The organism is Enterocloster alcoholdehydrogenati, assembly GCF_013282095.1.
Taxonomy (GTDB): Bacteria; Bacillota; Clostridia; order Lachnospirales; family Lachnospiraceae; genus Enterocloster; species Enterocloster alcoholdehydrogenati.
Window position 1 is genome coordinate 44,033 of sequence record NZ_BLTJ01000016.1, and the last position, 18,270, is coordinate 62,302.

General features: G+C 49.8%; 16 protein-coding genes. 2 read left to right on the forward strand and 14 right to left on the reverse strand.

The genetic code is table 11. The features are described from left to right. Nucleotides 1-5: 5 nt before the first annotated feature. From HW447_RS15695 to HW447_RS15760, 14 genes are all read right to left on the reverse strand, one after another. Nucleotides 6-923, reverse strand: coding sequence for an ABC transporter permease (locus HW447_RS15695; protein ID WP_243176321.1), 918 nt, complete (start codon nucleotides 921-923; stop codon nucleotides 6-8). Further along, nucleotides 920-1,852, reverse strand: a complete 933-nt coding sequence (locus HW447_RS15700; RefSeq protein WP_176256062.1) for an ABC transporter permease — start codon at nucleotides 1,850-1,852, stop codon at nucleotides 920-922. Before HW447_RS15700 ends, HW447_RS15695 begins: the two co-directional genes overlap by 4 nt. A gap of 118 nt (nucleotides 1,853-1,970) precedes the next feature. Further along, entirely contained in the window at nucleotides 1,971-3,596 is a 1,626-nt protein-coding gene (locus HW447_RS15705; protein WP_176256063.1) for an ABC transporter substrate-binding protein, read from the reverse strand. A 213-nt stretch (nucleotides 3,597-3,809) separates the two neighbouring features. Further along, a complete protein-coding gene (locus HW447_RS15710) occupies nucleotides 3,810-4,235 on the reverse strand; it encodes a hypothetical protein (protein ID WP_176256064.1) in 426 nt (141 codons plus the stop codon). A 6-nt stretch (nucleotides 4,236-4,241) separates the two neighbouring features. Beyond that, entirely contained in the window at nucleotides 4,242-5,177 is a 936-nt protein-coding gene (locus tag HW447_RS15715) for an ATP-binding cassette domain-containing protein (RefSeq protein ID WP_176256065.1), read from the reverse strand. 6 nt (nucleotides 5,178-5,183) lie between these two features. Then, nucleotides 5,184-6,224 carry an ABC transporter ATP-binding protein gene (locus HW447_RS15720; protein WP_176256085.1) on the reverse strand — a complete coding sequence of 347 codons (1,041 nt, stop codon included), beginning with the start codon at nucleotides 6,222-6,224 and terminating at the stop codon, nucleotides 5,184-5,186. A gap of 25 nt (nucleotides 6,225-6,249) precedes the next feature. Next, the gene (gene oppC, locus HW447_RS15725) at nucleotides 6,250-7,176 is read right to left on the reverse strand and encodes an oligopeptide ABC transporter permease OppC (protein ID WP_176256066.1); all 927 of its coding nucleotides are present in this window, start codon (nucleotides 7,174-7,176) and stop codon (nucleotides 6,250-6,252) included. Next, nucleotides 7,176-8,126, reverse strand: coding sequence for an ABC transporter permease (locus HW447_RS15730; RefSeq protein WP_176256067.1), 951 nt, complete (start codon nucleotides 8,124-8,126; stop codon nucleotides 7,176-7,178). Before HW447_RS15730 ends, oppC begins: the two co-directional genes overlap by 1 nt. A 3-nt stretch (nucleotides 8,127-8,129) precedes the next feature. Continuing rightward, entirely contained in the window at nucleotides 8,130-10,082 is a 1,953-nt protein-coding gene (locus tag HW447_RS15735) for an ABC transporter substrate-binding protein (protein ID WP_176256068.1), read from the reverse strand. 201 nt (nucleotides 10,083-10,283) lie between these two features. After that, complete coding sequence (gene cobI / locus HW447_RS15740; RefSeq protein ID WP_176256069.1) at nucleotides 10,284-10,970, reverse strand: precorrin-2 C(20)-methyltransferase; 687 nt, start codon at nucleotides 10,968-10,970, stop codon at nucleotides 10,284-10,286. Between the two features lie 228 nt (nucleotides 10,971-11,198). Further along, nucleotides 11,199-12,650: a 4Fe-4S dicluster domain-containing protein gene (locus HW447_RS15745; RefSeq protein WP_176256070.1), complete on the reverse strand. Its 1,452-nt coding sequence runs from the start codon at nucleotides 12,648-12,650 to the stop codon at nucleotides 11,199-11,201. Nucleotides 12,651-12,710: 60 nt separating this feature from the next. After that, nucleotides 12,711-13,889: a SpoIIE family protein phosphatase gene (locus HW447_RS15750; protein WP_176256071.1), complete on the reverse strand. Its 1,179-nt coding sequence runs from the start codon at nucleotides 13,887-13,889 to the stop codon at nucleotides 12,711-12,713. A gap of 3 nt (nucleotides 13,890-13,892) precedes the next feature. After that, nucleotides 13,893-15,794 (reverse strand): [Fe-Fe] hydrogenase large subunit C-terminal domain-containing protein, encoded by a 1,902-nt coding sequence (locus tag HW447_RS15755; RefSeq protein ID WP_176256072.1) that lies wholly within the window; start codon nucleotides 15,792-15,794, stop codon nucleotides 13,893-13,895. A 2-nt stretch (nucleotides 15,795-15,796) separates the two neighbouring features. Beyond that, entirely contained in the window at nucleotides 15,797-16,036 is a 240-nt protein-coding gene (locus tag HW447_RS15760; protein ID WP_176256073.1) for a (2Fe-2S) ferredoxin domain-containing protein, read from the reverse strand. 183 nt (nucleotides 16,037-16,219) lie between these two features. On the opposite strand from HW447_RS15760, the gene HW447_RS15765 reads away from it, so the two are divergent. Continuing rightward, nucleotides 16,220-17,347: an ABC transporter substrate-binding protein gene (locus HW447_RS15765; RefSeq protein ID WP_243176322.1), complete on the forward strand. Its 1,128-nt coding sequence runs from the start codon at nucleotides 16,220-16,222 to the stop codon at nucleotides 17,345-17,347. Continuing rightward, nucleotides 17,325-18,092 carry an ABC transporter permease gene (locus HW447_RS15770; RefSeq protein ID WP_330589232.1) on the forward strand — a complete coding sequence of 256 codons (768 nt, stop codon included), beginning with the start codon at nucleotides 17,325-17,327 and terminating at the stop codon, nucleotides 18,090-18,092. Before HW447_RS15765 ends, HW447_RS15770 begins: the two co-directional genes overlap by 23 nt. The last annotated feature ends 178 nt before the right edge of the window (nucleotides 18,093-18,270 follow it).

Consider the following 18,270-nt stretch of genomic DNA (forward strand, 5'->3'; position numbering starts at 1 on the left):
CTCCATCAGTTTTTAAGCTTAGGATCCAGGGCATCTCTTAAGCCGTCGCCAAAAATATTAAAAGCGATTACCGTTACCATAATGGCCACACCAGGCATAATGCTGTATACTGGCCGATAACTGATAAAAGTCTGAGCCGCAGAGATCATATTTCCCCAGGAAGGCGTAGGCGGCTGGATACCAATACCGAGAAAGCTTAAGGAAGCCTCATACATAATTGCATTGGGGATACCCAGAGTCACCAGCACAATGATCGTAGAGAGGCAGTTGGGAATCAAGCCTTTTGTAATGATCCAGAATGTGGACGCGCCGCAGGCACGGCTGGCCTCTATGTATTCCTTTTCCTTTAGCTGCATCACAGAACCACGGATCATGCGGGCGGTGCGAACCCAGGTCAGAAGGCCCAGGGCAATGAACAGGTTTAAAACACCCTTTCCAAGGAAGGTCATAATAGCCATGGCAAAAATCAGATCTGGAAATGCCTGAAAAATCTCCATAATACGTGAGATTATGCTGTCGATACGGCCGCCGTAATAACCGGCGACTGCGCCTAAGATCACGCCTACAAAAGAAGCCACCACCTGCGCCACAATACCGATACTGATGGAAACCCGTGATCCGTAGATAATCCTTGAAAGAATATCACGGCCGTACTCATCGGTTCCAAAGGGGTGAGCCATGCTGGGAGCTGCCAGCACTGCGCTGTAATCCTGATAGGTTGGATCATATGGCGCGATCACCGGAGCAAAAATAGCTGCCAGTACCAGAAGTACCAGAATCCCTGCGCAGAACATGGCCATCCTGTTCTTTTTTAATCGCTTTAAGCTGTCCCCATAAAAACTGGAATACTCCATTCCATGCTCCAGCACGTCCTGCTCAAACTGTTTCTGTTTATTAAAAAAACGTATCATTTTCTTACTCACACGGCTCCTTTCCCATAACGAATTCTCGGATCCAGGAAGGCATAGGAAATGTCTACCAGCAGGTTTACAATAACAAACACAAACGCAATGTACATAACCGTTCCTTCCAGCAAAGGAAGATCTCGATTAGACATGGCGTCTACCGCCAGCTTTCCAATTCCCGGAATAGAAAATACTTTTTCGATCAGCATGGAACCTGTCAGCATATAGCCAAAATCCGTTCCCACCAGCGTAACAATAGGAATCATTGCATTTTTCAATGCGTGCTTTAAAATCACAGACCAGCGCTTCGCTCCCTTTGCACGGGCAGTGCGGATATAATCCTGGCTTAAAACCTCTAACATACTGGTTCTCGTGATACGTGCCATGCTTCCGGCATAGCGGGCGCCAAGAGCAATGCTTGGCAGTATGTAACAGGCCGGAGAATCAAAGCCGGAGATCGGAAGGATATCAAGCTTTAATCCGAAGATGATCTGAAGAATGATCGCTACCCAAAAGGCCGGAGCAGATACGCCCACGATGGAAAGAATCATCACAGCCGTGTCAATGCCTTTCCCTCTGCTTACGGCGGAGAAGATACCGCAGGGAATACCGATCACAGCGGCAAAGGCAAAGGACATACAGGCCAATTTCACCGTTACTTTAAAAGAGCGAAGCAGGGCGCTGGATACAACCTCTTTCGTAAAATAAGAGGTTCCAAAATCAAGATGAACCGCCCCCTTCAGAAAATTAAAATACTGAACATGATATGGAAGATCCAGCCCCAGCTCATGGCGTACCTTGGCTATGGTTTCTGGATCCGCGCGCTTTTCCAGCATCATAGCCACCGGATCGCCGGGAACGACCTGGAGCAGGACAAAAGTGATAAGACTGATTCCCAGAAGTACAAAAATAGTCTGGGCCAGACGTTTTGCTGTATACGAAAGCATGATTTCCTCCTGAAAAATAAAGACTAAAAACGGCCCGCCCGGACCATTTTCCCGTATATACGCAGCAGAAGGGGGCGGAAGCATCCTAAACCGCTACTGCCGCCCCCTCTGACATTGGCTACTGCTGTATGTCTGCGTTCTTCCAGAACATACGGAATGTAGAATCCATCTCAAAGCCTGTAATCGTGGGATTTAAGAGGTAGAATTTTGTTTCATTGTACAGAGGAGTGGTTGCCCAGTCTTCTCTTGTCATGATATGTTCTGCCTTTGCGTAAATCTCCTGACGCTCTGCTGTGTCTGTGGTTGCAATTCCCTCTGCCAGCAGGCGATCAAATTCATCATTATGCCAGAAGCTGGAGTTGGAATCTGTTTTTGTCATAGGATAAAGCATACTTTCGGGATCCGAATAGTCTACATACCAGTTAGCGATGCCGCAGTCAACGCCGCCGTTCTTCTTCATATCAGACCATGCTGCGGAGTCTACCTGCTCTACCTCCACATTGATGCCGGCTGCTTTTGCCTGCTGCTGGAACGCAGTAGCAATCGCTACATTACCCTGGTACTTTGTATTTACGGTTACACGAAGGTTAATTCCATCCGGGAAGCCTGCCTCAGCTAAAAGGGATTTTGCTTTCTCCGGATTGTATTCAAATTCAGGAAGCGTATCATCGTGTCCGATGATGCCTGCCGGGATATAAGAGGTCGGAACCGTTGCTGTTTTGTGGAGGATACTCTCACAGATTGCGGCGCGGTCGATGGAAAGCGCGATAGCCTCTCTTACTCTGGCATCCGGAAATGTCTTTGCATTCAGCGTCAGGCTGTAGTTTCCGGTGGGCTGGAAACCATGCATCTGGTCCTTCAGTTCGGGATTGCTGGAATATACCGGATAAATGGAGGGGTCTACGTCTACATAATCCACATTTCCCTTCTGGTATTCCAGAACCTGTGTGTTTACATCCTCAATAAATTTATAATCCAGTCCATCCAGCTTTACAGCGCCTCCGTGATAGTCATCAAACCGTGACAGTGTAACGCCTACGCCGCTCTGGAAACTGTCCATCTTAAATGGGCCGGTTCCGTATAATACCTGCATTCCCCAGGTATCCCCCGCCTCTTCACAGGCCGCCTGCGGATAAATTGCACAGTATGCCGTGGAAAGAACAGAAGCAAATGGCGCATATGGCTTTACCAGCTGAATGGTAAAATGTGTATCATCCTGTACCTGAATTCCCGTCATCTCATCTGCCGTACCATCTGCCAATGCCTGATAACCCTCTACGTTTTCCATAAGAGTCGCCATCTTGGTAAGCTTTACCAGACGCTCAAAGGAATACTTCACATCCGATGCCTTTAAGGTTTCTCCATTGTGAAACTTCACATCGGGAAGCAGTTCAAAGCTGTATGTCATCCCATCCTCAGAGACCTCAGGAAGTGCAGTCAGAAGCGTAGGCACCAGACTTCCATCGGATGCTGTCTGAATCAGGGACTCTGTAATATTGTCCGTTATCTTCATCACAATACTGTAGGTGTACTGCTGGGGATCTAAGGCTACCTGCGGATCCACGGCGGCAATTCTTACCACTTTACCGCCGGATGAAAGGGCGCTGCCCGCTCCCGATGATGCCTCTTTGCTGGTTGTAGCTGTTCCTGCCGCTGCAGTATCAGAATTTCCGGATCCACCGCAGGCAGATAAGGAAAACATGGCCGCGCACAGAAGGGCGGCAGCTGCAAATCTCTTTTTCATTTTTGTATCCTCCTTTGTTGTGAGCCGTTACAAAAATGAATGTATATTCATAAATTAAACATTTGATGAATATACATTCAATTTTTAACGCTTTTTTAAGTATAGTCCTTTAATGACCGTTTGTCAAGGACATCTGTAGCGCAAAGAGAGACATACATACATTTTGCTGTATAAAAATAATTTCAGCATAATAAGCAGCAAAAAAGCAGGGCCCTAAAAAAGCCCTGCCAGCCAGCAGACAATCCCCGGTAGCACAAAAAGCACCCCGCAGATCAGGTGCGCCGCCAGACTGCAGGCAGCGCGCTCATCCTGAGATAATTCCTCATACGATATAATATGCTCATCCGCAAAATCAACGATGTCTGTATAACCTCTGCGGACAGGCTTTTTTTTCTTTCTTTCCTCAAACATATGGTGAACCATCACTCCGTCCAGGCGCAGATAAGAAAACCAGGCCAGACAGAAAAACAGGATCCCCGCCACAACACAGCCATCTCTTAAAAGCGAGAACCGCCCCGCTGTGTTGACGTACCGATCCCATAAAAGGAGGGCAGTCACAGCCAGGGCGGCTCTTGTTACGCATTTGTATAAAATGGGCCGTATCATATATGAGTGATATAACGAACCTTTTTTATCCATCTGTCTTTATCCTTCGATTTCCCTGCGGTATCCCTCTAACTCTCTCTGGTTGCCCCAGACAAAGTGACCGGGACAGATCTCCTCCCATACAGGGCCGTCTGTACTGTAATCATGGATGGAGGGATCGTAAATCAGAAGCTGCTTTTTCTTCTCCTGCTCCGGATCCGGGATAGGCACAGCAGATAACAGAGCCTTGGTGTATGGATGGAGAGGATGAAGGAAGAGTTCCTCCGCCTCTGCCAGTTCCACGATACGTCCCTTGTGGATTACAGCAATCCGATCAGAAATAAACCGGACAACCGAAAGGTCATGGGCGATAAACAAATAGGTCAGGCCTCTGGTCTGCTTCAAATGATTCAGCAGGTTCAGCACCTGAGCGCGGATGGATACGTCCAGCGCGGAAATAGGCTCATCCGCCACCACAAACTCCGGCTCCATGATCAGGGCTCTGGCAATACCGATACGCTGGCGCTGACCGCCTGAGAACTCATGGGGGAAACGGGAGGCAAACTCCGGAAGAAGGCCAACCTCGCGCAGCGCGTGCTCTACTTTCTGTTTTCTGTCATTTTCATCCTTGTACAGGTGAAAATTGATCAGGCCCTCAGAAACGATATAGTCTACCTTGGCGCGCTCATTTAAAGAAGCCATCGGATCCTGGAAGATCATCTGACAGGATTTTACCACTTGACGGTCTAAGTCTCTGGAGATCTTTCCGCTGATGCGCTGTCCCCGGTAAAGGATCTCGCCGCCGGATACAGGATTGATCCGGGTGATGGCCCGTCCGATGGTAGTCTTTCCGGAACCGGACTCTCCTACCAGGGAAAACGTCTCGCCCTTATAAATATCAAAATTTACATGATCAACCGCTACGAACTTCTTCCGGCCGCTGCCGAAGGTAATCTGCAGGTCTTTGATCTCGATCAGTTTTTCTCTCTCAGCCATTGCGTCTTACCCCCTTTCTTTCATCTTTTCCCGCAGCATACGGATGGAATGGGGCTGTTCTACCTTAGGCGCTCTTGGATCCAGATACCATGTCTTTGCCTTATGAGTGGGGCTCACGTCAAAGAACGGAGGCTCCTCCTCAAAGTCAATGGCAAGAGCCATACGGTTTCTGGGAGCAAAGGCATCTCCCTTGATCTCATTGAACAGGTTTGGCGGAGTACCTTCGATGGTGGGAAGTTCCTCGCCCTTTACACCTAACTGAGGCAGAGCGGACAGCAGAGCCCATGTATAGGGGTGCCATGCGTTATAGAAGATCTCATCCACCTTTCCGTACTCTACGATCTGACCGGCGTACATAACGGCTACCCGGTCCGCCACGTTGGCCACAACGCCCAGGTCATGGGTGATGTAGATAACGGTCATGTTTAATTCCTTCTGCAGATCGCGCACCAGGTTTAAGATCTGAGCCTGGATGGTCACGTCCAGAGCCGTGGTCGGCTCATCGCAGATCAGGATTTGAGGACGGCAGGCAACGGCAATGGCAATCACCACGCGCTGTCTCATACCGCCGGAAAACTCATGAGGATACTGCTGATACCGGCGCTCCGGATCAGGGATCCCTACTTTTTTCAGCATCTCCAAAGCCAGCTTCTTTGCCTCCGGCCCCTTGATGCCCTGATTCAGTTCTATACTTTCTTCAATCTGACGCCCAATCTTTTTAAGAGGATTCAGAGAGGTCATAGGATCCTGCATGACCATGGAAATCTTCTTTCCGCGAATGGTCATCCAGTCCTTTTCTGTCTTATATTTCGCCAGATCATTTCCCTCAAACATGATGGTGCCGCCGGTGATGGAACCATTGGCATCCAGCATACCCAGGAAGGATTTGGTAAATACCGATTTACCTGAGCCGGACTCGCCTACAATGGCAAGTGTCTCTCCCTGGTACAGATCCAGGGAACACCTGCGGATGGCATTTAATTTCCTGCCCCGCAGGCTAAAGGAGATCTCCACGTCTCTGGCAGATAAGATCGGTTCTCTTTCCATATTTGCCATGAACATTTCCTCCGTTCTACACATGATTTCTTGGATCCGCCGCATCTGAGAAGGCGTTGCCCACCAGATAGAAGGTGATGGTGATAAGAGACACGATCACAGCCGGGAAGATCAGCAGGTAAGGATACTGAAGGAAATAGTTTCTCGCGTTTCTTAAAAGGATGCCCAAGGAAGGCGTATTTACATCCAGTCCCAGTCCCAGATAGGACAGAGTGGACTCCAGAGCGATGGTCTGCGGAATTGACAGAGCCAGACGCAGGATCACCACACTGATCAGGTATGGGAAAATGTTCTTGATTAAGATCCGCCATACCGGTGTGCCAAGACACCTGGAAGCCAGGTTGTATTCCCGGTCACGGTACATAAGCACCAGGTTGCGCACATTTCTTGCCATTACCAGCCAGCCGAAGGCAATCATGGCGATGGCCATATTGCGGAAGCTCTGTCCAAAGACAAGAGCCGCCAGCGTCATATAGATGATGATCGGAATGTTGTTGATTACATTGTAAATCTCGGTAAAAATACGGTCCAGGCTGCGCACATAGCCCCAGATACAGCCGATGATCACACCGATCACACACTCGCCTGCAGCAACAATCAGGGCCAGCTTGATGGATACCTGCGCTGCATACCAGACCTGACACCAGTAGTCACGTCCCAGGTTATCAGTACCAAACCAGAACTCGCTGTTGGGTTTGCTGAAAGCCAGGGATGAATTTGCCATGATCTGCGCATGAGCATAATCATACTTGCCGATCTTTAAGGCAATAAAGGAAAATATCACCAGGGCGAAGAATACACCCGCCATGACAACGGCGGATTTCTTCTTAAAAAAGTTCTGAAATACAGACTTCCAGTAGGAGTAGTCGGAATAGCCGATCCGCTCCGCAGCTTCTGCGGAGTATTCCACAAACTGGAATTTATCCTTTTGTGTATCGTTCATTAACGGCTGCCTCCTTTGTCAGTAAGCTTGATTCTCGGATCCAGCGTCATCATCAGCACATCGCCCAGGAATACGCCAAGTACGCCAAGGGTGGCGTAAATGATTACCAGAGTCTGCACCACATTCAGGTCATAACGTGTGATGGCATCCGTCAGCAGAGGTCCCATGCCTGGAACGGAGAAGAACCGCTCTACCAGGAGAGAACCGCTGATGGTAAGAAGGAAGGACGCAGGAATATACTGCACCAGGGGAACAAATGCATTTTTCAGCACGTGCTTTACCATGATGTCCTTGGAGGACATACCCTTGATCCTGGCCAGCTTGATGTAATCTTTGTTCAACTCATCCACCATATAGCGTCTGGTCCACAGCGCATAATGAGCGATGGAGGTCAGCGCAAGGCAGATGATGGGAAGGATACTGGAACGGCCCGCATTTCTGGTTGAATACAGAGCCGGCAGTTTGAGCACATTGGCTCCAAAGGCCAGTACCAGTGAATAGGAAACCAGCGGGGGCACTGCATTTACAAAAACCGTATAGGCAGTTCCCACATGATCCAGGATCCGGTCCTTGTTCCTGGACTGGATGAGGCCCATGGTCACGCCTATTAAAAGCGCGATCACCAGGGCGATACAGCCCAGACGCATGGATACGGAGAATTTGGTGCCGATCACCTTGAGCACAGAAGCGCCGTTTTGAATCCTGCGCGATGTACCGAAGTCAAAGCGCAGGAGCTGCCCATAAAAACGGCCCAGCTGCTGTCCCACGGGATCCAGCAGGCCAGCTGCCTCCAGCTGCGCGTTCTTCTGCTCTTCTGTCAGCTTCATAACCTGATCCTCTGTAAAGTAGTAATCGGTCGGAAGCATACGCATAAGCAGGAACACGATGGTGGCGACAACCAGCACTGTAATCAGAGACTGAATCAGTCGTTTGGCGGTATATTTTACCATGAATTATTTCGCCTTGCCTGCGGACTGGAATTCTTTGTACTGCTCTGTAGTATAGGCGTCTACAGAGGTCTGCCAGTTCTTGTAGGTATAGTTCTGAGCGCCGTACATGGCGTTCATCTTGGAATAGTCGTTGATCTTGGTCAGCTGCCACTGAACCTCATACTCCATAGGAATGGTAAATGCGTGCTGCAGCAGGTAAACCTCTGCGTCTGCATATGCTTCATAGCGCTTGTCTGTATCGTCATAGATTGCGCCTGCCGCCTCTGCCAGAGCAGAAAACTCCTTGTAGGAAGCGATCAGATCCTCATCCGTGGCATTGTTGATTCTGGAGTAGTTGTTGGAGTAGTAAGCAGCATCATAGCCATAGCGCTCCTGATCAATGAAGTTGGCAGGATCGCCATAGTCTGCTCCCCATCCGTTGATGTAGAAGGAACCTAACGCAGGCTGTACTACTTCCTTGGACTGGCTGGATACGAAGGTCTTGATATTTAAGTTTACAAAGTCCTCGCCAAGTCCCTCAGCAAAAGTCTGCTTTAATACGGTTGCCTTGTCCAGAGCGTTCTGATCGCCTGCGATGATGTAGTAGTCTACCTGTACCGGGAAGGTAACGCCCTTTGCAGACAGTTCTTCCATGGCCTGCTTCTTGTACTCCGCGCTCTTTGCCGCATCGTAGCGTCTTGGATTTGTACCGTCAGATGCAGGCAGTCCCAGCTTTTCCTCTACTCTCTCGGTGTAGTCTGTACCGTCAGAGAAGTACAGAAGGCCCTTCATAGTATAGGCTACATTCTCGCAGTGAAGAGGTTCAATGAAGTTCGTCCTGGACCAGTAGTTGGTCAGGTTCAGACCATGGTACCAGGACAGACGGAACGCTTCGTTTGCAACTGCCTTGTTCCAGTTCTCATCTGGAGTGCCGTCCTCCTTGCGCTTGTCAAAGTTGAAATGCATCTGATAAGAGAACTTCTTGGGTCTGGTCTCACTCAGATATGGCTTCCACTGGTTATTGTCGTCATTGTAAATGGTTCTTAAATCAGCTTCTGCCAGAGCGATATTATCCAGCTCGCCGTTCTGCCACAGCTGATACAGCTGGGTTCCGTCTACCATGCGCACGGTTACTGTGTCGAACAGCTTTGCATCCTTATCGTAATAGTTCTCATTGCGGGTAAGGATCTTCTCGTTGTTCATAGTAAATGTAGTCTCAAAATAAGGACCTGTATACCACATGGTCTCATTTGTCATACCATTTACATTATCCACGCCCAGCTCGTCGATGAGAGCCTGGGATACAGGATACATACAAGCGGATGTACATACGGTATCAAAGTAAGGCGCATTGACAGCACAGTGGTATACCAGTGTGTAATCATCGGGAGCCTCAATACCTACCATCTCAAGCATCTTAGAGGTATCAAGAGCCTTTGCCTCTGCCTCAGGAAGCGACTTGGTGTAATTGTAATAATCCTGAGCGCCCTTGATCAGAGCCAGAGGCATGGATGTATTCTGAGAACCGTTCTTATGGAAATTCAGCACCCACTCCATCGCTGTAATCCAGTCCTGAGCGGTACAGTCAGCCTTTACATTGCCATTGATATCTACCCACTTAACATCATCTCTTAACTTGAATGTCCATGTAAGACCGCCGTCCTCGGTTCCCCATTCCTTAGCTACTGCGGGTCTCAGTTTGCCGTTTTCATCTACCTCAAGCAAAGGCGCATACAGGTTGCAAAGTACATTCAGGTCATTGGCCTTCTCTGTATTCAGGATAAAGAAGCCTTCCTGCTCTCTGTTGGGAGCCTCGTAGGTTACAAGATCCTTAATCGCATTCTTGTCGCTGTCTGCTGTCTGAGAGCTGTCTGCCGCTCCTCCATTCTCTGTGCCCTTTCCGCCTGTGCCGCAGGCAGTAAGAGCCATTGCAGCCGCCATAGTGAGAGCAGTGATCTGCGCTACCGTCTTTTTCATAATGCATATTCTCCTTTCATTGATTAAAGACAAAAAGACAAGGGGGATGTTAAAATCCGTAAAAAAAAATTCCGTCCCTCCGCCATCTAATGAAGTATTCTACCATTAAATACAGTCCCGTGTCAAGCACCGGCGTACATTTGACCGCGTGGAATTTACCATCATGGTTGTTTTTACCAACAATTCACCCGTTTTTATATGTCATTTTTGTTCTTTTATCACAATCAGAGAGTAGTATCCCGCTTTGTCCGGGATTTCCTGTACGCCCTGAAAGATACTCTCATTTTCCATGCCGCAGTTTTCCACCATAACCCCGGATACGCACTCCCGTTCAAGTGCTTCCTTTACCGCGGCCATCTTGGAACCGGCCTTCATAAGCACCTTGGTTCCGGGAAGCTTTAAAGCATCCTCCACACCGTAGGCGGACGGAATGATGTGCAGCTGCTGGGATCTGTCTGCCAGGCTGTCTCCCAGCCGTGCGCTGACCGCACAGAAGGAGGGGACGCCGCTTATAATCTCTGTCCTGTATCCCCGATCCCGGATCAGACGGTGGAGATAAATATAGGTGCTGTAAACCGTAGGATCTCCCAGAGTAAGGCAGGCTACGTCCCTTCCCGCCTTCAGCTGCTCCTCTACCTGATCCGCCGCATTGCGATAGGCAGTCTCCAGAAGTCCTTTATCCTTTGTCATGGGAATCGAAAAGGTAAGGCACTGCTTTTTATCCAAATCTGTGATCAGCCCCGATGCGATCCGGTAGCTCACCGCCTGTTCTTTTGTCTCTGCCGGCACTGCGATCACCGGACAGGATCGGATGGTATCTGCCGCAAGGTAGGTTATAAGCCGTGGATCACCGGGGCCTACGCCTACACCGTATAAAATTCCGCTCATAAATCATCTTCTGCCTTTCTGTGATAAATGCCATCCGCAAATCAGATGCTTTACGGATGGTGGATTTTCCTATTATATATGGACTCCTTCTGGATGGCAACTGTTTTTATCTGGATGTATTCCCGGATGCAGCCTCCTGCTCCCGTAAAGCAAAAGGGGGAGCCGGGGCGCATCCGGCGCCGTCCGACCCCCTGTTCCATTTGAATTTTGTTGTGGATTTCATGCACTTTAATGTCTGTGCATGGAGAACTGATCCATGGGATATTTCTGCAGATTTTCCAGTATCTTTCTGTCGTCCGCCTCTCCGATGAGCTGGTCTCTTGCCTTCTTGGCTTCATTCTCAGCCTTGTGTTTGCTGGGGCCGCCTACGCATCCGCCGATACAGACCATACCTTCCACGAAGTCCTCCGGCAGACGGCCTGCCTTCATAAGAAGAAGGGCCTTTCTGCACTCAGCTCCTCCATTACAGCGAAGAACCCTGGCGTTAAACTTCTCATCCCGCTCCTTCATGCATTCCAGTACGGCCGCCGCAACGCCGCCGCCGTTTCCAAAGCGTTTCCCAAATATGGAACCCTCCTGATAGTCATTGACCGCCGGCTGCAGCTCTACCCCTCTGGCGCGCATCATGGCGCGGATCTCACCGAAGGTCATGGCATAGTCTGCATTTCCCTCGATATTCAGATCCAGGCTCTCGCTCTTCTTTGCTATACATGGCCCAATAAATACGGTCACTGTCTCCGGATCCTGATTTTTTAACATTCTGGACACAGCGCACATGGGAGAAACAGTAGTGGACATATGCTCCAGCAGTGTTGGGAAATGCTGCTTTATCATATTCACAAAAGCCGGACAGCAGGAGGTGGTCATCTTCTTTCCCTCTTTATAAGCCTCTGCCCACTCTTCTGCCTCATAAGCCGCTGTCATATCTCCCCCCAGAGCTACCTCTACCATATCGTCAAAGCCTGTCTGCTTTAATGCGATCCGCCAGCTCTCCATGGTAATATCAGGGCCGAACTGCCCCTCCGCAGCAGGCGCTACCATAGCGACTACCTTCTTTCCTGCCCTGATCAGGCGAATCACATCTACCATAAAGGTCTTAGAGCCGATGGCGCCGAAGGGGCAGCTGTGAATGCAGGCGCCGCACTGGATACATTTCTTCTCGTCAATCACGCAGATGCCGTACTCATCATATGTAATCGCGTCCACCGGGCAGGCTTTCTTGCAGGGGCGTTCTAAATGGGCAATGGCATTGTAAGGACAGGCCTGTGCGCACTTTCCACATTCCTTACACTTGCCAGGATCAATGTAGGCGTGGTCACGGCCCATGGAAATTGCGCCGAAATTACAGGAATTCTGACAGGCTTTCCCCATACATTTACGGCAGTTGTCCGTTACAATATAGGATGCGATGGGACACTCCTCGCAGGCTGCGTTAATCACCTGCACTACGTTGGCGCTTTCCTTTCCCACCGGGCATTTCCCCTCTGCAAGGCGAACTCTCTGTTTGATGATCTCCCTCTCCTTATAGATACAGCAGCGGTAGCTGGCCTGAGGGCCGGGGATCATATCATAGGGGATCTGCTCTCTGTGCTCCTTCAGCGTATCCTCCCATGCTGCCTTTGCCACCTCATACAGTACATCGTGTTTCAGGCGCAGAATCGTTGCATCATTCGTTACCATTTTCTTTTCCTCCATTCATACATTCCATACATTCGGATTTCTGCCTGTCAGGCAGCCCCATCAGTAATAGGTGACTGTCACCTTTTTGCCCATATCCTCAATCAAGTGTCTTAGCTGCTCCACCAGGTTCTGGCGGATCCCCAGATCAAAGGGCAGTCCGGGATTCTGGTAGGCGCTGTTGATGGCTTTTCCCACATAGAGATGAACCTCCGTACAGTCTTCGATCAAAATCTTTGCGACCATGGAGCCGCCGTTGGGCTTATCCAGCTCCTCAAAAAAATCCTCGGAAACAGCCTCATGCTTCACATACCGGCGCAGCAGCTGCAGCACCCGGTTTAATGTGAGTACCCCTTCCGTCACCAGATCCACCCCCTCCATATAGGCAATGGGCGGGATCTCAGGATCCACATAGTCCAGCGATACGTCCAGTTTCTTATTTAATACCCTGGAAACAATAGTAGCACTGGTGCCGCCGCAGACAATAGTGGCCGCGTCAGGGTCAGACATGAAATCGTGAACCATGGCCGTATCGTCCTCCGGGTTTCGGGCCGGCCCGGTCATCAAATGGACGGGCTTGCTGCTTATGATCCGCATACAGGCCACGGTCGTATCGTCTCCAGGATGAAACTGGTACAGTTCATCGCAGGCACGGCTGATGGATGCGGCCAGGCGCATGGCCGACACGGTGATCTGGTACTGGCGCACTGCATAATCGGCAATATCCTTCCAGAGCCAGCCGAAATTCAGCAGGTCTCCCACTCCTGCATGGATCGTTCCGTCGCTCATAAGAATCAGGGCATCGCCCTTTTTTACCTGGAAACGATATTCATTGATCTTCTTTCCCTGAATCTCCCGAATATTCTGAGGGATCTCCATCCGTTTCCCATCCCGGATAAAGATACAGCCAGGATTGTCATATTCCACCAGATAGGCGTCCCCATTGTGATAAACCTGTAAAATGCTGAAGGTAGAGTAGGCTACCTGACGAACCTGGCAGATCGGAAGGGTCTCGCTGATGGTATCCACACATTCCTCCAGGGTTGCGCCGTTTAGAAACATGGTTCCCAGGATCTTGGATGTGAGCGTCGATAGAATATTAGCCTTTACCCCGCTTCCCATACCGTCGGCCAGGATCATGATATTAGAATCCTCTGTCTGGAGAATCTCTACCTTATCGCCGCAGAGGATTTCGCTGAATTTATTCAGGCTTTTATAAGCAACGTCTACGGTAATCTCCATCCTCTACCTCCCATAGCCCGGCGGTTTCGGGCGAATGCTTCCCAGATGGACGTAGCCGGAAGGCTTTTGGGAGGCAGATGCTCCCTGATTCCCCGGCGTCATTACTCCCTTTAGAGGAATGGCTCCGCTGCCCAGATGAGCATTTGCTTCCAGCCGCTGGGCTTCATCCTCTTCTCTGGGCGCTCCGTCGTCTAACAGGGAGTGGCACAGCCTGGTCAGAGTGGTCTTTGTCTCCGCCGTCGTCTCTCCCAAAAGACCTGCGATCTCCTGAGCCACCATCATCTGTTTGTGGATGACCTTCTGGGCCAGATCAATCGTTTCCAGTTTTTTCTCATAATCCTCTTTTGCCTGCTCCTCCTCACGGGTAACATCGATAAAAGTTGCAAGGACTGCATTTTCCTTCTCTATGTATACAATATTCTGAAGGGTGGACAAATGGTATTCCGGATATGTAACACGTTTGCCATGGATGTTCTGGCGGGTGTCAAATACCCACTGGAAATCCACCGGATCAATAAACTCATAAAGATACATTTCCAGAGCCTCCGACCTTGTTTTTCCGAAATACTTTTCCCCTACATCCGAATACTCCAAAATCTTCATGTCCGCACCCACAATCAGCACAATATTGGGGGAGGTTTCCATCACCAGATTGGACATGGACTCCGCTTTTTCGTGCATATAGGGAATACACATGGAAACCTCCGCCTTGTGCTGAAATACAGCAATCGCCTTCTCTCTGCAGGTTGGATAGCCGCAGGCACCGCAGTTAAGCTCGTCCTCCGGCTTAAACTTATTAGTCATGCGCAGGATCTGACGGATCTGTTCTTGTGTGGGCATGGGTTCCCTGGGGGACCGATCCAGAAATTCCTTTTTAAAGGAAATATTGTTCGCTGTGCGTTCCAGTTCAAAGCGGTCTGCCGGTTCCCGCGGGATAGTTTCCTCCATATCCAGCTTTATCTTAAATCTGGAAATAAATTCGTCGTTCACTGTAGGGCCTTTGATGCAGCCGCCGGCACACATATTCATCTCGATAAAGCAGCCCTTTATCTCTCCTCTTTCCATACTCTTACACAGGTCAATGCAGTTGGCTTCACCATGAACGTAGAACTTGCGGTAGCCGTCTGCCCGTTCCTCCTGGGTGGCAAGCACGGAGTTCACTACCCCGTTGGTTACGGGATAAAGGCGGTTTACCTTTGGATCAAAGGCAGCAAACGGCATATCCTCACAATTCTCAATGGAAATTTCTTCCTCTTCCAGCCATTTGTTCAGATCTCTGAAATTCAGCACTGCATCGATCCAGCTGTCATGGCGCGGATCCTGGGCCTCTTTTTTCTTCGCTATACAGGGACCGAGAAATACTGTCTTTACCTCGCGGCCCAGTTCTTCCTTTAAAATGCGTCCGTGGGCAATCATGGGCGATACCACCGGGGCCATATACTTTACAAGCTCCGGATAATAAATCTCAATCAGGTCATTGACACTTGGACAGCAGGTGGTAATAATATTTTCCATCTGCTGCTCCTGCAGAAGCCTGGCATACTCTGCTGTGACAAAGGCTGCCCCCTCAGCGGTCTCCCGCACATCCTCAAACCCCAGGCGGATCAGAGCGGCGCGAACCTGGCCGATGGTCTTGTATTTTAACAGCCCCATATAGGACGGGGCAATGGAAACCACCACCCGCTCCCCGCTCCTTAACCATCCTCTGACCAGTTCCATATCGCTTCGCAGGGTCTTGGCAGACTGCGGGCAGATCTTCAGGCAGTGGCCGCAGAGAATACATTTATCCGGCATGATCACCGCACGGCCGTCTCTGACCTGGATTGCCTTGACCTCGCAGTATCGGACGCATTTGTAGCAGTGCTTACATTTTGTGGCCTTGAAATCAATGATTTCCATGCCCATAATCACAGTCTCCCCTTGATCTCTTTTTCAAAAAATTCCTCCGTATCTTCCGGCTTCAGTGAATACAACTCGCCTTCTACGGTAACGCACACTCCATGATCGCAGTTTCCGGAACAGAAGGCGCCATTTAAGTCTACCTTGTCGCACAATCTATTCTCAGCTACCATTTTCTGCAGTTTTTCAATAATCTCCCTTGATCCTTTCAAGTGACAGGCGCTCCCAATACATATTGTAACTTTCATCTTCACCCTCCATGATTGATTTGGTACACATTTGACAGGTTAATTATCTCATATTGTTATATCATTATCAATAATAATTCTCATAAAATGTGCAAAATAACGGACTTCGTCCGGATGCAAAAGAGGAAATTTTGTGCTATAGTAAAGACTGGCATCTATAGATGCAAGAGAGGAGAATTTACTGTGAAAAAACAACTTTCTGTATTAACAGCTATCGCTGCAGCGGCTGCCTTTGCAGTCACAGGATGCGGAGCATCCGGCAAGACAGAAACCGCCGCGGCTCAGACCTCCGAGGCAAAACCGTCTTTGGCTGGAGAGACTTCTAAGGAAGCGGCTGAGGCCGGTTCCTCTTCATCCGAACAGACAGCCGAGAACGCTTCCCAGTCCTCTGATGCCGTTTCAGACAAGACAGAAGGCACGACTGTCCGCGTAGGCTCTTTAAAAGGCCCAACTTCCATGGGGCTGGCTTATCTGATGGATGAGGCAAAAAACGGGGAAACCGCCAATACATATGAGTTCACCATGGCCGGAAAGGCAGACGAGCTGGTGGGAAATATCGCAAACGGCAGTCTGGATATTGCCTTAGTGCCTGCCAATGTAGCAAGCGTGCTTTACAGCAAGACTCAGGGGCAGGTAAAGGTCATTGACATCAATACGCTGGGCGTTTTGTATGTCGTTTCGGCTGATGACTCCATTTCCACCATGGCAGATCTTAAGGGAAAGACTGTGTACATGACCGGAAAAGGAACCACCCCTGAATACACGATGAATTATCTGATGGAGGAAAACGGACTTGCCGCAGGAGATGTGACTCTGGACTTTAAGTCAGAAGCGACAGAGGTTGCCTCTATATTAAAGGAAGATCCTTCCGCCGTCGGTATCCTTCCCCAGCCTTTTGCCACAGCGGCCTGCATCCAGAACCCTGATTTAAAAACCGTTATGGATCTGACCGAGCAGTGGGATCTTTTAAATAAGGAAAGTGGAAGCCGTATGGTCACTGGCGTTACCATTGTACGCAGCAGTTTCTTAGAGGAAAATAAGGCGGCTGTAGATCAGTTCCTGGCTGACCACGCGGAGTCTACCAGCTATACCTCGAAAGAACCGGAAAAAGCAGCAGAACTGGTGGCTAATCTGGGAATCGTGGAAAAAGCTCCCATCGCGTTAAAGGCTATGCCGTCATGCAACCTGACGTGCATTACCGGAGACGAGATGAAACAGGCTCTTTCCGGATATTTAAGCGTGCTGGCTAAGCAGGATGCCAAGTCTGTAGGCGGCACTCTTCCGGCGGATGACTTCTACTATCTGCCATAAGCGTCTTATGAAACGTGTTCAGTCTCTTAAGACCTGTATGATCTGGCTTTTCTGGGCGGCCCTCTGGCAGGCCGCCCACCTGGTCATCCAAAATGATGTGATCTTCGTGGGGCCTCTTGATATGATCCGCGCCCTGGCAGACCTGCTGCCCCAGGCGTCCTTCTGGCAGACATTGCTCCACTCATTTTTTAAGATCAGCGCCGGTTTTCTGCTTGCATTTTCAGTCGGGATCCTCCTTGGGTGGGCCAGCTACGCCTGCCCTCTTATCAAAGATATGCTGGAGCCTCCCATGGTGCTGGCCCGCTCTGTCCCCGTGGCCTCCTTTGTGATCCTTGCCCTCATCTGGATCGGCTCAGACAACCTTTCTGTGTTTATTTCCTTTCTGGTAGTTGTCCCCATGATCTATGCGGGTACGCTGACCGGCCTGGAAAATACCAGCAGAGAACTGCTTGAGATGAGCCGCGTCTTTTCCATTTCGTTTTTCAAACGGCTGCGTTTTATCTACATTCCCGCCGTTCACCCCTACCTTATAAGCAGCTGTCGTACTGCCCTGGGGATGAGCTGGAAATCAGGCGTAGCAGCAGAGGTGATCGGCATCCCCCAGGCATCCATCGGCGAACAGCTCTACTATGCCAAGCTTTATCTTGATACCGCAGGGCTTTTTGCCTGGACCTTTGCCATTATCCTGATCAGCACCGTCTTTGAATGGATCTTTCTGAAACTGTTAATGGGCGTGCGTCATTAGAGGTTCTATGCCTGAAGATCAAACGCTCTCTTACTTTTGCTCTGCCCTCATCTGCCCTGCGTGTTCCCTGTCATATGCAGTTGGTGCCCGGCCCTTATTCCCGGTATACCCTTCCGTCTATATGGCACATCCGTCTGCAGCATGGAAAAGGATTTTCAGAAGCATTTAAATCAAACCA

Bases quoted from the DNA above. Each gene is read 5' to 3' on its own strand.
- cobI (WP_176256069.1), bottom strand. From the start codon at position 10,970: ATGAGCGGAATTTTATACGGTGTAGGCGTAGGCCCCGGTGATCCACGG.
- HW447_RS15745 (WP_176256070.1), bottom strand. From the start codon at position 12,650: ATGGTAACGAATGATGCAACGATTCTGCGCCTGAAACACGATGTACTG.
- oppC (WP_176256066.1), bottom strand. From the start codon at position 7,176: ATGAACGATACACAAAAGGATAAATTCCAGTTTGTGGAATACTCCGCA.
- HW447_RS15770 (WP_330589232.1), top strand. From the start codon at position 17,325: ATGACTTCTACTATCTGCCATAAGCGTCTTATGAAACGTGTTCAGTCT.
- HW447_RS15715 (WP_176256065.1), bottom strand. From the start codon at position 5,177: ATGGCTGAGAGAGAAAAACTGATCGAGATCAAAGACCTGCAGATTACC.
- HW447_RS15730 (WP_176256067.1), bottom strand. From the start codon at position 8,126: ATGGTAAAATATACCGCCAAACGACTGATTCAGTCTCTGATTACAGTG.
- HW447_RS15760 (WP_176256073.1), bottom strand. From the start codon at position 16,036: ATGAAAGTTACAATATGTATTGGGAGCGCCTGTCACTTGAAAGGATCA.
- HW447_RS15705 (WP_176256063.1), bottom strand. From the start codon at position 3,596: ATGAAAAAGAGATTTGCAGCTGCCGCCCTTCTGTGCGCGGCCATGTTT.
- HW447_RS15755 (WP_176256072.1), bottom strand. From the start codon at position 15,794: ATGGGCATGGAAATCATTGATTTCAAGGCCACAAAATGTAAGCACTGC.
- HW447_RS15735 (WP_176256068.1), bottom strand. From the start codon at position 10,082: ATGAAAAAGACGGTAGCGCAGATCACTGCTCTCACTATGGCGGCTGCA.
- HW447_RS15750 (WP_176256071.1), bottom strand. From the start codon at position 13,889: ATGGAGATTACCGTAGACGTTGCTTATAAAAGCCTGAATAAATTCAGC.
- HW447_RS15720 (WP_176256085.1), bottom strand. From the start codon at position 6,224: ATGGAAAGAGAACCGATCTTATCTGCCAGAGACGTGGAGATCTCCTTT.
- HW447_RS15700 (WP_176256062.1), bottom strand. From the start codon at position 1,852: ATGCTTTCGTATACAGCAAAACGTCTGGCCCAGACTATTTTTGTACTT.
- HW447_RS15710 (WP_176256064.1), bottom strand. From the start codon at position 4,235: ATGGATAAAAAAGGTTCGTTATATCACTCATATATGATACGGCCCATT.